The sequence below is a fragment of the Pseudoalteromonas rubra genome (assembly GCF_000238295.3).
In the GTDB taxonomy this organism is placed as follows: Bacteria; Pseudomonadota; Gammaproteobacteria; order Enterobacterales; family Alteromonadaceae; genus Pseudoalteromonas; species Pseudoalteromonas rubra.
The window spans coordinates 198,960-217,272 of sequence record NZ_AHCD03000044.1; the positions used below are offsets into that span (position 1 = coordinate 198,960).

An 18,313-nucleotide genomic window follows, 5' to 3' on the forward strand; every position below is an offset into this window, starting at 1 on the left:
TAAAATGAAATATATACGATTTTCTATAGTGCCTTTACTCTACTTACCCTTGCTGATTATCGCTAATTTGTTAGGGGGTTGGTATCCGCTACTTAACTTTCTCTTCATTCTTGTCTGTTATTTAGTATTCGACAGAATTACAGACTCCATGCAAAACGATGAGCCGACCCGCTTTCCTTTCATTTTGAATGGGTTTATGTATTTGCATATTCTGTTGTCTTTCGTGGCCGTTGCCTCGGTGTGCGTAACCGCCAGTGACTATCATGGCCTGGTATTAAGCAAAATAATGGAACTGACCGGCATCTCTCTTTCTGAGCTGGCAAATCCATCTCTTATCAGTTCCGTAGTTGCAGCTGTCGGAACCGGGTTTGTGATAAGCATTAATATGGTGGTTGGCCATGAATTAACGCATCGCACGCTGAGTAAATTGGATATGTTTATGGGGCATGTGTCCCTGGCAATCGTTGGTGACAGCCAGTTTGCTATCTCGCATGTTCACTGCCATCACAAGAATATTGGTACAGAAGAAGATGCCGCAACAGCGCGTCGTGGTGAAAATTTATACCGCTTTATTCTGCGCTCCGCGCTCGGACAGCACCGAGAAGCCTGGCAATTTGAAAAAGCTCGGTTAGCAAGATCATCCCGCTCAGCGTTCAGTTTTGGTAACAAGCTCCTGCCTTGGTATTTTGTCACGCTGGCAATTGCTGCCTGTACATTTGTCCTTGCAGGTTGGATGGGAGTGATGCTGTATCTGATCATCATGCTTGTGTCTAAGGCCAATTACGAAAGTACCAATTACATCCAGCATTATGGATTGGTGCGTATCCCTCAGACCAAAGTCAGACCTGAGCATAGCTGGGATTGTATTGCCTCATACTCTTCTTCGGCATTGTTAAATTTGACTCGACATTCCGATCACCATGCCAATCCCAACAAAGAATATTGGCTGTTGGGATCAACAAACGAAAACATGATGATTGAGCATGGATATGTTGTCCAGATGATGAAGGCGCTCGTCCCGGGTTATTGGTTCCGAATGATGGAAGACAAACTGATTTACTGGGAAGAGAACTATGCCACGGATGCTGAGCGAAAAGTAATGGCTACCCAGAGACAGAACTGGAGAAAGCAAGATGTTTAAGCACAGCAGAAGAGACTTATTTCTGGTCATATTGAGTATGCTGCATGTCGCTTGCTGGGTTTTGCCTGTACTCTATTTTGAGCAACTATCAATTATGAATTTATGCATGTTTGCGTTGGCAAATATCATGCTGATGTGTACAAACTATCAGTGTATTGCTCATAACTTTATTCATAATACATTCTTTAAATCTGATTATCTCAATGGGTGGTTTTCGATTTTAAATACCCTTGGATTGATCATGCCTCAATCATTTTATAAGTCGCATCACATAAATCACCACGTTCATAACAATGATAAGTGGCAAAACGGTGAGCCGCCTAAAGATAAGTCATCTTTATATTATTACGGCAAAAATGGCAAAGAAGAAGGAATGCTTCGGTATACACTTTTAAGCTACTTCAGATTATCAATCGCATTTTTATATAAAGATTCGAGTCAGCGCAATGGGAGCCTTGTTCTGATTGAAATCGTGGTGTTAGCGCTGTTCATCACCGGTCTTACGATCATTAATCCATGGGCTGTATTGGTTTTTGTCTTGCCAGTTCATTATATCGGCACCTCAATGGCGTCATTAGAAAATTATGCTGAGCACCATGGATGCAGCCCTGATAACAAACTGAGTAACTCAGTCAGTTGCTATACCTCCGTATATAACCTTCTTTGGTTTAATAATGGGTATCACCAGGAGCACCATTATGAGCCGGAGATTCATTGGACCAAACTACCTCAGGCAAGAGAACGAATGCTTGCTGAAACAGAACGCAAAGTCGTAAAAGGCTGTCATCTAGCAGGACTATTTAGTAAGGATAATTCATGAAAAGCGAAATTGAAAATCTACCTTTTTATCGGGTTTTATGTGAAGCCATTGAAAATGTACAGGCAGAGTCATTAAGCGTATTCACGTCTTTAGAAAGTGAAGACGATCTTCATAATATGAGTATTCAACGGCTCGGATTGGATTCAGTACAAATATTTGAATTGGTTGGCAACATTGAAGATCTTTTTTCCATAACTCTGTCGGATGCCCAGGTATTTGAGTGCAAAACGCTGGGAGAGTTAAGGTCACTGTGTGAAGAAAATGGGGTTTGCTAAAAACACACGGTATCAACACTGAGTGTTTTTCATTGGGTCAATTTATTTAAAGGGTCGTATTACAATGACGCAAAATACTGATGATTTTTATCATGTTCCTCATTCTGAAATTGGGTTGACGGCCAATTCAGTTGCCGAAATATGTCAGTGGCGAGGGGAAAATCAGCCAGACATGGTTGCTTACCGGTTTTTACATAATGGGCTGGATGAGTATGAAGAGTTAACTTATGCTGAGTTGCTGCTACGAATGCGAGTGATTTCAGCAAGCTTTTCGCCGGTTTCTGAGGGGCTAGAGGCTGATCGTGCACTGCTTGTATTTCCGTCAGGTTTGGATTACATCACCAGCTTTTATGCCTGTCTATACGGCGGTGTGACGGCTGTTCCAGCGTATCCGATGTTATCTCACTCGGACAGTATCAGGCTACGCGTAATAATCAATGACTGTAAGCCTCGTTATATTTTGACAAACTCTGCGCTCAAAGATCGTTTGCTCAGTTGGCTTAAACAGGAAAATTTGTCACCGGATGCGTTTGACATCATCGTGGTAGATGAACTGGGTATATATGCCGGGCAGAGCCACTCTATCGACACGCAAAAAATTGCGTTTTTGCAATATACGTCTGGCTCAACCGGTAACCCCAAGGGGGTGATCGTGCCTAACCGCAACCTGGTGCATAACTCTGGGGTGATTTATAGAAAGTTTGGGCACACACCTAACTCTGAGGTAGTGAGTTGGTTACCACCCTTTCATGATATGGGACTCGTTGGCGGAATTATACAACCTCTGTTCGGTGGTTTTACCTCTAATATCATGTCGCCAATGACGTTTTTGAGACGACCTATGCGTTGGTTACAAGCGATTTCACGTTACGGTGCGACATCGAGTGGTGGCCCCAACTTTAGCTATAAGCTTTGTTTGAAGCATCATAACGAAAAGCAAATGAAGGACGTTGATTTGTCCTCCTGGCAAGTGGCATTTAATGGTGCAGAGCCAATCCAATCTCAAACCCTTAAGGACTTTGCCGCAGTGTTTTCCCGCTATGGATTTAAAAAGGAAACCATGTATCCCTGTTATGGGTTGGCGGAGGCCACATTGTTTATTTCCGGATGTGATTCCGGGAGAGCATACAAAACCGTTAATGTGGATAAAACAGCGCTACAGTCTCATCAGGTCATACTCACTGAACCGGGCCATGAGAGTCGGGAGCTGGTCAGTACCGGTGATGTGCTTGAAAACCAAGTGTTGATTGTTGACCCCTCCTCACAAAAAGTACTGGGTGAAAAGCAAATAGGCGAGATTTGGCTAGCCGGTGAGAGTATTGCCGATGGGTATTGGAAAAAGCCCGTCGAAACCGAAGATATTTTTCAGGCGTACACCTCTGATGGTAAAGGACCATTTGCCAGAACCGGCGATTATGGGTTCTTTGATGGGAAAGAGCTATTTGTTACCGGACGCCTGAAGGAGCTTATCATTGTCAATGGAAAAAACTACTTCCCCTCTGACATTGAAAACACGGTTCAGTCTGTATCGCCTGCATTGAGGGCCGATAGTGGCGCTGCCATTTCCATCGATCAGGACAGTGAACAACTTATCATAGTGCAGGAGATCGAAAGGTCCTGGCAAAGAAAAGTTGAGTTACAGGAGCTCAAAGAGCAGATAGTCGCACAGTGTTTTGAACAACATGCCATTCGCCCAGGTGAGGTTGTCATTGTGGAGCAATCCACCATACCGAAAACAACCAGTGGCAAGGTAAAGCGGTTACAGGTGAAAAATAACTACCTACAGGGCAGTTATAGTTCACTCTAAGTGTGCTAAAGCCCCTAAGAAATTGGTGTTTTTAGGGGCTATCTGAGTGGTCAGTATATTTTTATAAAGACGTATAGTGAGAATGTCTACGATGGAATACAGAGATAGAATTTCTTTGTCATACAAGCAATATGATGGACCTGAGTTCAAAGGCGGGTTGACTCTGAAATGCTTCCGTAACTTTGTCAGAGTGGCCGAGGTTATCTTGCCAACTTACACAAAGAACATGATGGGTGACCTCATTTTTAGACCCAGAGTTAAAAAAAATGATCCTAAAGATCAGTTCTTAAAAACCGCTGATGTCACTGATACGTTTACTTTAAGGCCCGGGGTTGACTGTAAATACTACATATGGGGAGGGAAACAGCCTGACGTGATTCTGGTTCACGGGTGGGAATCCAAGTCTTCTCATTTTTCGACGTTGATCAAGCTTCTTGTGGAAAAAAATCACTGTGTGCTGGCATTTGATTCGGTCGCTCATGGTCAATCGGAAGGTAAGCAATCAGATCTGCTAGACTTTGTCGGCTGCATTCAACAACTACATCAAAAGTTCAATAGCATAGGAAGCATAATCGGGTATAGCTTCGGGGGGCTTGCGGCTGTTAACGCAGTTAAGTCTGGCCTGCCAGTCCAGCGAATAGGCATTATCAGTGCTCCGTCCAGTTTCTATGGCATATTTGAAAAGCTCTCTGCCCAATTAAATCTATCTGAAACAATGAAGCGCCACCTGTCGGAAGTTGTTCTGAATAGATACGGTATTTGTGATAGTAGCTGGGATACCTACAGTGGTTACGCAAATATCGAGCATATATCCATTCCGTTAGTAGCCATTCATGACAATCATGATACGTATGTGAAAAAAATTGAAAGTGAAGTACTGGTCGATGCATGGCCTGAGGCCAGCCTGATAGAAACAAATAATCTGGGGCATCGTGGCATTATTAGATCTGCGGAATCCTTGGCTGTTTTTTATCACAAGCTATATGCCTAACTAGTTGGAATTTAATGTGAAAGCGATTCTTATAGGTGCGACAGGGTTAGTGGGAAAAAGCTTGCTTGAGCAACTGCTGGCAGATAGCTCTATTGAGCACGTTAAAGTCCTGGCACGGCGGGCAACGGGGATCACCCACCCTCGTTTATCACAGAGTATTGTGAACTTTGATCAATTACCCGATGACAATATGTTTGACGGTTATGATGTGCTTTTTTCTTGTTTAGGAACAACGGTTAAAATCGCAAAAACGCGCGCTGCTCAGTACAACGTCGATTTTCATATGCAATATAGAGTCGCTGAACTGGCCTGCCAAAGCGGGGTTAAAAACTATGTTTTGTTGTCTTCTTATGGCGCCGATACTCAATCTGCTGTCTTTTATTCAAGGATGAAAGGTGAGCTAGATACAGCAGTCAAAAAGCTCAAATTTGAAAAGATCAGCATTATCAGACCCTCTGTTTTAGGTGGAAGTCGGGAATCACTGCGAATTGGTGAAACACTCCTGATAGGAGTACTCAGGGTTTTATCATTGATACCCTGGATGAGAAAATATCGTCCAATAGATGGCCGGTGTGTTGCAAGTGCCATGATCAACGCTGCACGAGAAAACCAAGGTGGTTATCATATTTATGAATTGGAAGATGTTTTTAGATTAATAAAATAATAAGTTATAAATAAATAGAATAGGTATTTTGTATTTTTAATGGGTTCTCATCGCTTTTAATATTATGTAGGTGGTGGGTTTTAGCTTGGCTGAAAGAGTCAAGTTATTTTCAACTGTTTTTCGTGTTAATTTATTAATGAAGATTCGTAAATTATACTGTTTACAGCAATTGCCTTTTATGTAACCATGGGTGCATGAAATAAATAATAATACTCTGTGCTTAAGTTTTTAATAGGCTAGAAGTAAGAGTGTAATAGATGAAAAGAAATGGACGTAAGTATGTTGGAAAACCAAGTGGTCTCTCAAGTTATTCTTTTTCTTTGTTCCGTGGCTATCGTTTATATAGTCAGTTACGCTTATTTGAGTGGGATTCTCGCCTTCGCGAGAAAAGGCTTTAAATATGAAGTGTTAATAGTTCTTGGTATTCCTGTTCTTTTAATTCCATTTATTGATTATGCTGATTTTTACACTCGTCGACTGATTGTGCTGGAAACAGTTTTTAATATATTTGTCTTGCTACTGTTGTTTTCACATAAAATCAATTTGGGTGAGAATGTTAAAAGGGGATTGAAGCTCCTGTTTGGTGGATGGTTCTTCTTACAGGTAGGTGGGTTCATCTATGCTCAATATACCAAAGAAGTTTACCTTTTGATGTTGAATTCTTTCATGCTTTTTGTGGGGATCCTTCTTTTTTTCAAAGACACTAAGGGGCTTAGCGCTAAGGTCACAGACTCATCAAGAGTTTTAATATTTGGAGTGAATGAGCCAAAACTACTTCAAGTATTATACTTATTCTGGATATCAGGTGTTTTACTTGTTGAATACAATAGTTACCTCCCTAAGGTCATTGTGCCAATATTACACCTTTCTTCAGTTGTCTTAGCGATGAAATCAGGAGACTTCTTCCATACCAGAATCCTGACGGCAAGTCATTTGATGATCATTAATGCAAAGTTACTCTATTTATATGATATTAATTATCAAGGTTATGATTTTGCCAGGATCCCTGATTTCATATCAGTTCCACATGTTGTTTCATTCTTCACGTACTTCTCCTTAATTGGGTGTACAGTCACTTTTGCGCTTTTGCTTTACTCACGAACAAGGAAAAGTCAAATTGACCCTTCTCTTTCAAACAGGGGCGCATTAGAACAGCCAGAATAAAAATAATATTTTTAAAAAGTGATTCTCTAATTAAGCATGCAGTTGGAGTTGGCCTGAGCTTATTTAAGATAAGCCAACTCCCTGGTTTTGCTATAAATGACGTTTTTTTAAAAGTAAGCGGAAGGCTTTTGGTCTCTATTTAACAGGTTTTTATTTGCCATTAGTTTTTACGCTTTTATTGTTTTTTGATTTTTAAGTTGTTTTTATTTGTTGGTTATTTCTTTTTCTCAATTGCCAGTTGTGTGTGCGGTTGATGCAATAAATTTCGGAGCGAGCTTCCAGGTCTTAGTGGGTTTTTAATAAAGGCGTTGTCGGGTTTAAGAGCTTTCTCAGTTGATTGGTTTTAGAAGTATTATAAATTGTGCGTGGTTTTCTTTTGGGTGTTATCCCTGTAAGTAGAGAAAATCAGGTGCTTATTATAAAAACGGGTGAGTGGTTTTCACTTGAGATGATTTATTTCTAAGGGTTTATGTTTAAGGAACTTTCCAATGAATATTAAAAATAAAATGCTCTCCATGGCTATGCTTTTATCTTTGCCGATTGCTGGCATCTCACATGCTGAAGCAAGTGATATGAAAAAAGTTGAAATCAAAGGGTACACAATCTCTGGAGCAGAATACCTTCCTATACTTGGTTATGAAGAGTTTGCCTTTCCGAACCACGTTCAATGGGGTTTTTATGGAGAGCTCAATACGTACGGTCACAATGTAGAGATCCCCGGTAACACGCTGGCGTGTGCTGAATCTTCATATGCAGCCTTATCTGAGTTTTTGGTAAGCCTTCCTCAGGAATTCGAAACGCTTAAAGACTTAGGTGCAACACGTCGGGTCTATATGTGGGTAACTGATTACTCGGCGGCCACTTTGGACAGAGCGACTCGACCTAGTAGCTTTTGGCACGTAAACAGTGGTGGGCCAATGGATTTCAGTAAAGGTTACTGGAAGTGGGAGGCCGTTGTTAAGCAAGACGGCTCATGCTCAATACCCACAAAGGAACAAGCGATTCAGTTTGCACAAAGAATCATTGGTGCTTACAAGCAAAGTGAAAACTACTGTGATTTTGCAGACGGCACTAAGTCTTCTGATAGCGAAATTGACAGCGTTATCTGTTTAGCGAATCAATGGACAGATATTTCCGCTGTTGGCACTACCTGGCAGGCTGACCGGGAGTACGTAGGTGGAGACGAAGTCGTTTACGAGGGTGTGCGTTATCGTGCGAAATGGTGGAACTTCAATCAGAATCCTAAGCAATACTCCACTCAAGGAGAGCCTTGGGAAAAGCTTCAATAAATTATGACCTAAAAGGGGGCGTTACGAACGCCCCTTTAACACCAAACGTTCAGCACAAACCCATGGCGTTTTATTTGTAAATATTAATATTTGAAGTTGTGTGTCGTACAAAGATCTGGTTAAGGCCGGCTTAATCCCTGGCATCAATGGAGATGAGGAATAGTGTCAGATAATTCAACATTATTAATAGAGCCCGAAGCATTACCGAATACGATAGGTTTGCTAGGTCGGGCTAGTTGCAAGCGAACAGTAGCTATAGGTGCTCCTTCACTACCTGTAACCGTATTAAAGTGTCAAGGGATGAGAGTTTCTGAACAGAAACTACGGCAATTTAATTCGGTGATCGGATGGAATAAAAGTGAGCAACTTCCGCCTACTTTTGTGCATATTATGGCGTTTCCGTTACAGATGTCTTTGGTATTGGAAGAATCTTTTCCTTTCGCATTGATGGGATTAGTGCATATAAAAAATACTATCAGTCAACTACGTCCGATCCATATTAATGAGAGTCTCGATATCAAATGTTACTCATCTGATTTGATCTCTCATAAAAGAGGATGGCAATTTACTTTAAATACAGAAGCGTATGTTGGGGATGAACTCGTTTGGCGTTCTGCAAGCACAAACTTGCTCAGGCAAGAAGTTCAAACGATTGCCCGTGGCAATATGCCTGCATTGAGGAAGCCCATTGAGCCTAAGGGAGCAACAGAAAATTGGACATTAGCCAATAATCTGGGGCGCAATTACGCCAAAGTATCAGGTGATTACAATCTGATCCATTTGTACCCGTTGACTGCAAAGTTATATGGTTTTCAAAGGCATATTATTCATGGCATGTGGAGTAAAGGCAGGGCTTTGTCTGCTTTGTCCGATGTACTGCCGCCCGCTTTTGAGGCACATGTAAAGTTTAAAAACCCCATACTTTTGCCTGCTGAGATTATCTTTTCTCATCAGTCAGAACAAAACCAGGGAAAATTTAGCATGTATTCAAACAATTTGTTGCAACAACATTTGACGGGCCACTGGCTGTCACTTTGATACCTTGCTGGCAAGTGTTATCAGGTATCAGAGCGATGGTCAGGCTCCAATCTTTGTTTTTCGCTTAATGCATGTGTCAATTGTTCAAGATTGGCTTATGTCTGGAGCTTGCTGGTTTTGAGAGACTGTTTATCAAAGTCAGCCTATCACGTTTTGCTTCCCTTATCTTCCCGGTGCATGGCGCTTTGTGGCATCTACCTGGATCGCTGTCAGACCATCCCCTGAGCCTTGTAGCGAGGCGGTTAAGTGCTTCAGGTGACGCTGGACAATTTTGATTAAGTTTCCGTCAACTTTTTAGTTGTATTAACGAACGTTCGTGCTATTATCTAAAAAAAAGGAAACACCGAAATGACTTCAAGACTAAAACTATCTGCACGACTGCTGGTTATATTTTGGGCGATACCATTCACATTCTTTCCAATGCAGCTACTGGAAGGTTTGGGACTGAATGCGGTGGGTTCTCCAATGTTTGTACGGCTGTTAGGTGCTGCCTATTTAACACTTAGCCTGGCGCTTTGGCTTTTTGAAGAAAAGCAGATACAGGTGAAAGAGGTTAGAATTATCAGTATATTATTCCATTTGGGGATGGGGTGGGGCATTATACACTCAGCTATTTTTCATCAATTACCCGTCAATCATAACGTAGCTTTTGTCGCGCTAATGTTAACAGCCATTGCCTGTTTATCGAGTGTACTAATAGACCTACTTAATTTTAATCGCATCGAGGCATCAAATGAGAAAAGGCAAACAAACCCGCCAACAAATTTTAGAAACTGCGCTTAATATTGCCACAGGCACCAGCTTAAACGATTTAACGATAGGCAGTTTAGCCGCGGCTACTGAGATGTCTAAGTCAGGATTGTTTGCCCACTTCAAATCCAAAGAGAATTTACAGCTCGCGGTTTTGGAGTATGCCCATAAGGTTTTTCGCGAACAGGTTATCGAGCCTCTGAACGATATTGAAGATCCCTTTGAGCGATTACTTAAAACGGTTGAACTCTGGCAGAAGTGGTATGGCCAACAGGCCCAGTCCTGTATCTATATCAGCGCTACGAGTGAGTTTGATGATCAACCCGGGCCTGTACGAGACAAGTTGAAAAGAGATTTAACCTTGTTACTTTCTTTCCTTGAGAATCTGGTGAATAAAACAATAGAAAAAGGTGACTTTAAACAGGACACAGATGCCAAACACTTTGTATTTGAATTCTATTCACTGTATCTGGGTTCTCAGCAATTGAAATGGGTTGATTTTGAAGACAGTGAACAATCGCACTTTTGGCGTGCTTTTGATAACCTCATTAATCGATATAAAAGTTAGAAACTCACTCTCGTAACTCAATGACTCTGGCCTAGTTTATTGAAAGTTGATAACGCGCCAGAAGCAAATGATGGAACGATTTGCCTGATAACAACTGGCCCCGGCAAAGATAACATTTAGCTGGATAGGGTGCAGGCAAAAACAGTTATGGGCTGTTTTGCGTGTTGGCACAAGATATTAGCAACATATTTGCTAGTGCTAATGACGTCGAAGATTGATAACCAAGAGAAATTTGTGTTGTAACTCAAGGTTAGCGCTCGCAGAAGCCTCACTCACGCTGATAGCTGCGAAAAGCGTATCAAGTTGTATTGTGTCTCTGAGCCCGCCTCTCAGGTACTTCGATTACTGAGTAACATATCTACCTGGCTATTTTATGACCTATCGTTTGTTGTAATAAACTTAATAAATTTCCCTAATTACCTGCTACTTACTGTTTTTTGAACAGCTCTCTTCTATATTTATTAAGATAATACAGTCGTCTGGTTTGTTGGGGGGCACTTGAGCGAGCCGTTACCTTCTATGTCTCTTGTGAAGAGATTAACTCAGCTTAACTTGTCGGTGATGGCGAGCAGTATGCTATTGGTCTTTTCGCTAACCTCGATATTGTTGTGGTTTGTGGTCCGAGACCGTCAGGCGGAAACCGCGGAAATTAACCTCGCTCAGCTGGCGCATAACGTAGTACCTATGCTGGTGTTTAATGACGCAGATACAGCCAGCAAAGAGCTGGAGTTAGTCGGGATTAATAAAGATGTGCTGTTTGTGTCTTTGCGTAATGCCAAAGGTGAGGTTTTCAGCGAGTATGCCAAGCCTAGTTTTGTGCCGTCTTCTTCTTTATATCAACAAGTTGGCACTGAATCTCAGCGCGAATACGAAGGCGTGCGAATGCGCTTATATTACCCGGTGTCAATCAAAGGTAAGCTTGAGGGTGACTTGATCATGGTGCTCGACTTAACCGGCATGATGTATTGGTATTTACAACTGGTGCTGATGTTGGCGTTGCTGATCGCCGCCTTATTTACAGGCTCTGTTTTCTTGCTGACACGTGTGCAGCGCCAGGCCCTGATGCCCCTGATCACTTTGTCGGAGCTGGCTCAGCGGGTATCCAATGAGCATAACTTTCAGTTGCGCGCGAATGTGATCCGGGATGACGAAATAGGCATTCTAACGCGTAGCTTCAATGAGTTACTCAAGCGGGTGGATATTTCCCAGGCTGAACTAAAACAGCAACTAGAGCAAGAGCAAGCTCAGGGTCAGCAGCTCAAACAAATGGTACGCACCGATCCGCTCACCAACTTACCCAACCGGGTTGCGCTGAATCAGTTACTCAAAGAAATAACCTGCGAGGGATGCAACCCCAGGCCGCTGAGTTGCCTGATGTTCATTGATCTGGATAATTTTAAGTTCGTTAACGACAATTATGGCCATGATGCAGGTGATGAAACCCTGATTGAGGTTGGAAACCGGATCAGCGCTATGATCCGTAGTGATGATCTGCTTTGTCGACTGGGCGGTGACGAGTTTGCGCTATTACTGCCCAGCATAGAATCCACAGAAAACGCTGAAAAACTGGCCGCGCGGATTGTCACCATTATTAACCGGCCCATTATGGTTAAAGATACTGTGATGCCAATTGGGATCAGTATAGGCCTTGCTTATACGCCGCTGGATGCGGATGCGCCCATGGATTTGCTCAATTGTGCCGACGATGCCATGTATGCTGCTAAACGTGCCGGGAAAAATAACTTCAAGGTATTCAGCAAACAGGCACCAGTATGAAACAGCTGTATCTTATCGCCGGGTTGATTTACATGCTCTGCGCCTCTGCTCAGGCGCAAAATGACCCGCTCCCCGATCTGGAAGATTTACTGAGTCGGCAGCTCAACCAGTTACCCAGTAACACGCAAAGTTCAGCGGGGTCCAGAATTGAACGCTCCAGTAGTGACAGTATGGCCGTGACTCACGTGATCACTGATAAGGACATCAGGCAGTTCAATTTACAATCACTGGCAGACATTCTGGCTATGTTTGTGGGGATCACGACTCGGGATAACAGCTCTTTCATCTATTTGGGCGCAAGGGGGATAGGCCGGCCCGGGGATTTTAATTCGCGCTTTTTGTTTTTGCTGGATGGCACCAGGATGAACGAGAACCTTTTGGATGCCGGGCTTATTGGGTATGAAAATTTTGTCGATGTGGGGCTGATAGAGCGGGTGGAGTATAGCCCAGGTGCATCTGCTGCTTTGTATGGGAACAACGCGTTGCTTGGGGTAATTAACATCGTCACTAAGACCAGCAGCAAACTGCGTGGTCTGAACACCGCATTCTCTGTGACCAACGATGAGACACAGCATGGCCGGATTACAGCCGGGTTTCGTTCAGAAGGCGGCGCGGATAGCTGGCTTTCTCTGAGCGGCTCTAAGTTACGCTCTATCAACTTTCCTGTACCGGGTGCACCGCCCGAACTGCTGGCCTGGCAACATTTGAACAAAGAAAGCAGCAGTAGGGCGATGTTCAGCCATCAAAGTGGCAGCTTTCAGTTTCAGGCTGCGGCTTCACGGCGCCAACGCAGCTTCCCTGATGGTTTCAGTGTACTGCGCTCGGGAGCGCCAGTGAATATGACGCCGGAACTAGAGACACTCGATAATGAAGCCTATTTTGTGGCGCTGACCTTTGATGACACCATCTCGGATGACATAGAAGCGTATTTTCATATCTCCACCCATGGTAACGACCTGATCCGTAACTTTCCGCTTATCTTACCTGATGGCGGGCTTGAATTTGTCCGCCCAATGAATTCGGGACGCTGGAGTAATGTGGATGGGCAGCTAGTCTTTCTGGGGGTCGAAAATCACGAATTTATGGTGGGAATAGACTTTCAAAAAGACCACCGGCAGGAGTTTAGTTCTCGCTCAAGCCTGCCCACCCAGTTTAACTTTGAGCAAAAAAGTAACGAGAATCGCTATGGCGTGTATGTTCAGGATCTGTGGCGTATTACCCCCAAATTCAAATTTCAGTGGGCGCTGAGATATGATAACTCTGACTTTAGTTCAGCCAGATGGTCTCCTAGTTTTACAGCCAAATACAGTGTCACAGAGGGGCACCACCTGCTATTGCGTCACAGTCGGGCGTTCAGAGTCGCAAATTTTCTGGAACGAAATGCGAACAACGTATTCAATGAGCCAAATCCGAACAATGAAACCATTGATTATAATGAACTCAGCCTGGTACAGCGCTGGAGCGATTCGCTGTCGTCGTTTAGCACGCTGTACTACGCCAACATAGACAACCTCATCCATCAGGATTTTTTTCGGCCAATCTACTTTAATCCGCCGCCCATTCGCAGTCATGGTTTTGAATTTGGTGCAGACAAACGCTGGGCCAATGGTATGTCACTGATCGCCAGCACGGCTATTCAGCGCTCGCGGCTAAAAGGCGGATTTGGTATTGCCAACTCGCCGGAGTTTATCGGTAAGGTGCGTTTTAGCTTACCGCTTGGCCGCTCAGGCTTTACATTGAGTTTGAATTCTTATGCCGTCAGTAAACGAAGAACTTTTGACAGCCATTTACCAGGCTTTGCCAGCCATGATGTCAGTGTAAACTGGCAAAATAAGGAGGACTTATTCATTGCTCTTGGAGTCAGGAATATCACCGACAAAGAAATACTTGATATTACCGACGACGGATTTGTGCCTTATTTGCAGCGTCGTCGTCAGGTGCACTTGTCGGTTAACTGGGGCTGGAACAATGATTAAGCTGCTCGTTGCTGTGTTTTTGTTATTGTGTTGGTCTGAGGGTAAGGCTCAGAACCTGAGTGAGAACGAGCTCAAAGCAGCGTTTTTATATCGATTTAGCCAGTTCAGTAAGTGGCCGCCACCTCCGCCCGACAAACTGCGCTTTTGTGTGGTCGGTAACCCGGATCTTTTTAAGGCCATTAATTCACTGCTGCACGAACAGGAAGTGGATGATGACACAGAGGTTATTGAGCTGCCAGACAACGCGCAAGTATCACGATGCGATATTCTGTTTTTAAGCCAGCAAAACAGACAGCAAACCCAGTACTGGCTGGAAGATTTGGAACAGTCTCCGGTGTTGGTGGTGGCAGATACCAGCGAAGGGTTTCGTCAGGGGGCCATGATAGGCCTGATAGCAGATACCAATAATCTCAGCTTTCGTGTAAACCTGACGGACGCAAAACGGCATGGCCTGAACTTCAGTGCACATTTACTAAAGCTGGCCACTGAGGTACGGTGAATCAGGTAAAGCGCGGCAAATAAAAATAGCAAAGCGTAAAGGAGAGTAAAATGAAGTTGATGGGAGTCGATCTGGCCTGGCATAGTGAAAAGAATCCATCCGCAGCGGCAATAGGGCAATTGGACCAGGGCGTATTGTCTCTGGAGGCCCTAGAGCCTGCATTGTTTGGGATCGCGGATGTGATGGCGTTCATCGCGAACGAACCTTCGCTTACAGGTATTGCGATCGATGCGCCGTTGATCATTGAAAATCAAACCGGTCAGCGGGAGTGTGAAAAACAGCTCAGCAGAGAGTATGGGTCTCGAAAGGCGTCTTGCCATACCTCAAACACCACCTTATATCCCGATGCGTCAAGTGTTGTACTCTCTATGGCATTGCAGGAGCTTGGGTTTGGGCATTTGACTGACTCACAATGGCAAATTGAGTGTTATCCACATCCTGCGATGATCGAGTGTTTTGAGTTGCCTGAAAGGTTGCTTTATAAGAAAGGGGATGTGGCCACTCGAAAGTCCGGCCAGATTGCGCTGGCCAGTTTAATTGCACAGCTCGCTTCCTCAAAGGTCTTGGCACTCCAGGTACCAGAGCCATTCTCTTATATCTTGTCTGAGAGCTATATTGAATCGTTAAGCGGGCAAGCCCTCAAAAGTAATGAAGACGCACTGGATGCCATTTTTTGTTTGTACATAGCCGGGCTGTACCAGATAAAGGCTCAGGGGATGACCTATGGCTGTCACAAGCAAGGGTATATCTGGGTGCCGCAAATATCGTGTATTTCGTGGTCGCCAAGCCTGAAAAAGTGTTTATAGAATTTAATACCAAGGGAACCTGAAGCGGCTAGGGTTCCTGGTGGCAACCAAACTCACTGTCGCAATTTGCAGCGCGCTCCCGCCATATGCGCCCATCCATACGCACGCGCCAGATAGCTGTGTCATGGTAAGAGCCATCACGATTGCGGGTAACAACTTTAACGTCGGTATAATAGCCACCTGAATGCAGTGCTCGCAGTCCTTCTCGTAAGTGAAGATAATCCAGACTAGTCATACCAAAGCTGCCGCATTCTGAGCGACACACATACTCGAATCTTTCCATAGCCTTGACGGAGAAGTTATCTTTCCCCATCATGTTGTCGCTCATGACTCTGCCATCCATCACAAACTGAGCGTACTGCTTCACAAACGGGTGAAGCTGTTCGGTTGTCAGACCCAGATAGGTGGCCAGGCGGGCATCATTTTGGTTGATCTCGGCTCTCAGGCGTTGTTCAAATTCCGGGGAATAGCCGTCAGCATGGTACTTTGCTTCCTGTACCGCAGGGATCTGGTTGAAAGGCAAGATGTCATCAGGCACTTCACTGTCGTGATAGCCCTTTGGGGCAGCCAGTTTGGTCATAAAGCGTTCGTACTTCTGAGTGACATTGGCATAGCGCTCGACACTTATCCCAAGTGTTTTGGCGCCTTCATCAAATGCCACCTGCATTTCTTTGAACTCAGCCATTGCCTGCTTATTAATCTGGCTGTTGGTGTGCGCAAGTGTGCTATGGCTCAGTAATGCCGCAAGTATCCATGCGGTCAGTGGTAACTTTTTCATTTCAAATCCTCTCCTTGTGATTAGTGAGATATAAGTTAGTTTTATGTATATTTTTTGTCAAGTTTCTGGGGTTGTATTTTTGCCTTTTCTGCGCGCTGCAATTGCAGGTTTAGCGTTAATAAGCACATCGCCAGCATACAGTTGATCCTGTAAAGTTAATGACTGATGAATGTTGGGCATTTAGTGGGCTTTTTGCCGATGTTATTTAAGTCAGGATGCCTGAGCTCAGAAGCCGGGGAGTACTATGATAGAACTAAAAAAATCAAAACCATCAGAAATAGCGCGATTTGTGGAGATGGAAAGTGCGGATGATACTGCCGGGTTTATTATTCCCTGCAGCGCAGAGCAACACCTTGCCGCGATGGCGCAGGCACAGATTATTTATTTATCTATCTACGAGCGCCAAACCCTGGTTGGCTTTATCATTCTTTCACTGGATGATACGACCAGTGTGGAATTTCGCAGAATTGTGGTTAGCGAAAAGGGTCTTGGTATTGGTCAACACGCAATGCGTTGCATGGAACACTATTGCGTCAATGAGTTGGGGCGTAAACGTGTTTGGCTGGATGTGTTTACCGAAAATACCCGAGGGATCCATATTTATCAAAAGCAGGGATACGATCAGTTTGACCGCAGCGAGTATCAGGGCAAGCCGCTACTGCTAATGGAAAAATTACTCTAACATTTTGCCTCACTGGATGCCTGGCTCCATGTTTGTTCGTCGGCTGCAGGTTAGCTGGCAGTGCAGGGTTTTTACCTTGCACAGTATTTGCACGTTCTTTGCGCGGTGTTTGCACAATCCACTCATATAGTGAGATCAGAGATAGTAACAGGCTATCAGATGTTCAGCTCTGTGGGAGTGATTAGTATGAATACAGTGCATAAAAGGTCGTTGTTGGCAGTGTGGGTATCGATGTGGGTGTTGTCCGCATGCGGTGGTTCAGGATCTGGGGATGACAGCAGTACTCAGGCGCAGTCGAGTTCGCCAAGTGGTGAGGTCAGTGGCAGCAGTTCAGGCTCTGCAACAGTGAGCGATAGTACGACAGACAATACGGGCGATAATAGCACCGGCTCTGATGATTCTGCGTCAGAAGACCCCGAATTGAACACAGACACAGGTATTGCGCTAACGTCGGGCTCGACCGAGGGAGTACTGTGTAATTACTTTTATAATGAGTTCAATGACTCAGCGTCGGTGCAAATGACCAGCAATGCTGACTGGAGTTGCACAGGCACCACCCGGCAACTCACTGCGAATGGCATCCCCGATCATCAGACCGGCACCTTTCCTAATCCGGGAAACCCCAATACCATCAGCGAAACGGCGGTAGCCATCAGTTATACGCTCACACCTGAGCAGACAGACACAGTCTCAACCCTGGGAGGACCAAGAGGGGCAACGGGTTATGTGCTGAACGGCGTTAAGATTGATGCGAATACTGCGGGTTCCTGCGACGACGCGGGCAACAGTTGTAGCTTGGTCGGTAACACAGGTAACTGGCATATAGAAGCGCTTGGTCAGACGAGCTTTGACTTTGGCACCGACGACAATAACGCCCACGTTCAGCCTAATGGTTCGTATCATTATCATGGCATGCCGGAAGGCTTTATTGCGATGCGCGGTGGGTCAGAGTCCAGTATGACCCTGATTGGCTGGGCAGCTGACGGTTTTCCCATTTATGCCCGGTATGGTTATAGCGATGCACAGGACGCTGAGTCGGCCCTGAAGGTGATGACGGGCAGCTATCAATTGGTACAAAACGTCAGCAGCAGTCGGCCAGCCACATCAGTTTACGCCTTAGGGACGTTTGCACAGGACTGGGAATACGTGGCAGGCAGTGGTGACCTGGATGAATGTAATGGCCGCTATGGTGTAACGCCTGAGTTCCCTCAGGGCATCTATCATTATTATGCCACCGACACATACCCGTATTTTCAGCGTTGTGTCAAAGGCCAGTTGTAGTTAGCGGA

Annotated in this window: 18 protein-coding genes; 17 read left to right on the forward strand and 1 reads right to left on the reverse strand. The window is 44.5% G+C overall.

Annotated elements, in window-relative coordinates:
* Window positions 1-4: 4 nt before the first annotated feature.
* The 15 genes from PRUB_RS22100 (at window position 5) to PRUB_RS22170 (ending at window position 15,564) form a co-directional block, all read left to right on the forward strand.
* The gene (locus tag PRUB_RS22100; protein WP_040645156.1) at window positions 5-1,141 is read left to right on the forward strand and encodes an alkane 1-monooxygenase; all 1,137 of its coding nucleotides are present in this window, start codon (window positions 5-7) and stop codon (window positions 1,139-1,141) included.
* On the forward strand, window positions 1,134-1,961 hold the full coding sequence (locus PRUB_RS22105) for a fatty acid desaturase family protein (protein ID WP_010384318.1): 828 nt from the start codon (window positions 1,134-1,136) through the stop codon (window positions 1,959-1,961). The genes PRUB_RS22100 and PRUB_RS22105 overlap by 8 nt, the downstream gene beginning before the upstream one ends.
* Window positions 1,958-2,236, forward strand: a complete 279-nt coding sequence (locus PRUB_RS22110; protein ID WP_010384317.1) for an acyl carrier protein — start codon at window positions 1,958-1,960, stop codon at window positions 2,234-2,236. The genes PRUB_RS22105 and PRUB_RS22110 overlap by 4 nt, the downstream gene beginning before the upstream one ends.
* A 64-nt stretch (window positions 2,237-2,300) precedes the next feature.
* Complete coding sequence (locus tag PRUB_RS22115; protein ID WP_010384315.1) at window positions 2,301-4,043, forward strand: fatty acyl-AMP ligase; 1,743 nt, start codon at window positions 2,301-2,303, stop codon at window positions 4,041-4,043.
* Window positions 4,044-4,134: 91 nt separating this feature from the next.
* Window positions 4,135-5,034 (forward strand): alpha/beta hydrolase family protein, encoded by a 900-nt coding sequence (locus PRUB_RS22120; protein WP_010384313.1) that lies wholly within the window; start codon window positions 4,135-4,137, stop codon window positions 5,032-5,034.
* Window positions 5,035-5,050: 16 nt separating this feature from the next.
* Window positions 5,051-5,698 (forward strand): NAD(P)H-binding protein, encoded by a 648-nt coding sequence (locus PRUB_RS22125; protein WP_010384312.1) that lies wholly within the window; start codon window positions 5,051-5,053, stop codon window positions 5,696-5,698.
* A 279-nt stretch (window positions 5,699-5,977) separates the two neighbouring features.
* The gene (locus PRUB_RS22130) at window positions 5,978-6,862 is read left to right on the forward strand and encodes a hypothetical protein (protein WP_040645154.1); all 885 of its coding nucleotides are present in this window, start codon (window positions 5,978-5,980) and stop codon (window positions 6,860-6,862) included.
* A 488-nt stretch (window positions 6,863-7,350) separates the two neighbouring features.
* Window positions 7,351-8,151, forward strand: a complete 801-nt coding sequence (locus tag PRUB_RS22135; RefSeq protein ID WP_010384310.1) for a carbohydrate-binding protein — start codon at window positions 7,351-7,353, stop codon at window positions 8,149-8,151.
* Window positions 8,152-8,313: 162 nt separating this feature from the next.
* Window positions 8,314-9,189: a MaoC/PaaZ C-terminal domain-containing protein gene (locus tag PRUB_RS22140; protein ID WP_155946344.1), complete on the forward strand. Its 876-nt coding sequence runs from the start codon at window positions 8,314-8,316 to the stop codon at window positions 9,187-9,189.
* A 348-nt stretch (window positions 9,190-9,537) separates the two neighbouring features.
* On the forward strand, window positions 9,538-9,972 hold the full coding sequence (locus PRUB_RS22145) for a hypothetical protein (RefSeq protein WP_010384307.1): 435 nt from the start codon (window positions 9,538-9,540) through the stop codon (window positions 9,970-9,972).
* A complete protein-coding gene (locus tag PRUB_RS22150; protein ID WP_010384306.1) occupies window positions 9,923-10,507 on the forward strand; it encodes a TetR/AcrR family transcriptional regulator in 585 nt (194 codons plus the stop codon). The genes PRUB_RS22145 and PRUB_RS22150 overlap by 50 nt, the downstream gene beginning before the upstream one ends.
* A gap of 528 nt (window positions 10,508-11,035) precedes the next feature.
* On the forward strand, window positions 11,036-12,283 hold the full coding sequence (locus tag PRUB_RS22155; protein ID WP_198452411.1) for a sensor domain-containing diguanylate cyclase: 1,248 nt from the start codon (window positions 11,036-11,038) through the stop codon (window positions 12,281-12,283).
* Window positions 12,280-14,259: a TonB-dependent receptor plug domain-containing protein gene (locus PRUB_RS22160; protein ID WP_010384304.1), complete on the forward strand. Its 1,980-nt coding sequence runs from the start codon at window positions 12,280-12,282 to the stop codon at window positions 14,257-14,259. The genes PRUB_RS22155 and PRUB_RS22160 overlap by 4 nt, the downstream gene beginning before the upstream one ends.
* Entirely contained in the window at window positions 14,252-14,758 is a 507-nt protein-coding gene (locus tag PRUB_RS22165; protein ID WP_010384303.1) for a YfiR family protein, read from the forward strand. The genes PRUB_RS22160 and PRUB_RS22165 overlap by 8 nt, the downstream gene beginning before the upstream one ends.
* Window positions 14,759-14,808: 50 nt before the next feature.
* Window positions 14,809-15,564, forward strand: a complete 756-nt coding sequence (locus tag PRUB_RS22170; RefSeq protein ID WP_010384302.1) for a DUF429 domain-containing protein — start codon at window positions 14,809-14,811, stop codon at window positions 15,562-15,564.
* 28 nt (window positions 15,565-15,592) lie between these two features.
* On the opposite strand, the gene PRUB_RS22175 is transcribed toward PRUB_RS22170, so the two are convergent.
* The gene (locus tag PRUB_RS22175; protein ID WP_010384301.1) at window positions 15,593-16,342 is read right to left on the reverse strand and encodes a hypothetical protein; all 750 of its coding nucleotides are present in this window, start codon (window positions 16,340-16,342) and stop codon (window positions 15,593-15,595) included.
* 244 nt (window positions 16,343-16,586) lie between these two features.
* Here PRUB_RS22175 and PRUB_RS22180 point away from each other — a divergent pair, with 244 nt between their 5' ends.
* Together PRUB_RS22180 and PRUB_RS22185 are read left to right on the forward strand one after the other, a co-directional pair.
* The gene (locus PRUB_RS22180; RefSeq protein WP_010384299.1) at window positions 16,587-17,024 is read left to right on the forward strand and encodes a GNAT family N-acetyltransferase; all 438 of its coding nucleotides are present in this window, start codon (window positions 16,587-16,589) and stop codon (window positions 17,022-17,024) included.
* A gap of 186 nt (window positions 17,025-17,210) precedes the next feature.
* Window positions 17,211-18,305 (forward strand): YHYH protein, encoded by a 1,095-nt coding sequence (locus PRUB_RS22185; protein WP_010384298.1) that lies wholly within the window; start codon window positions 17,211-17,213, stop codon window positions 18,303-18,305.
* The last annotated feature ends 8 nt before the right edge of the window (window positions 18,306-18,313 follow it).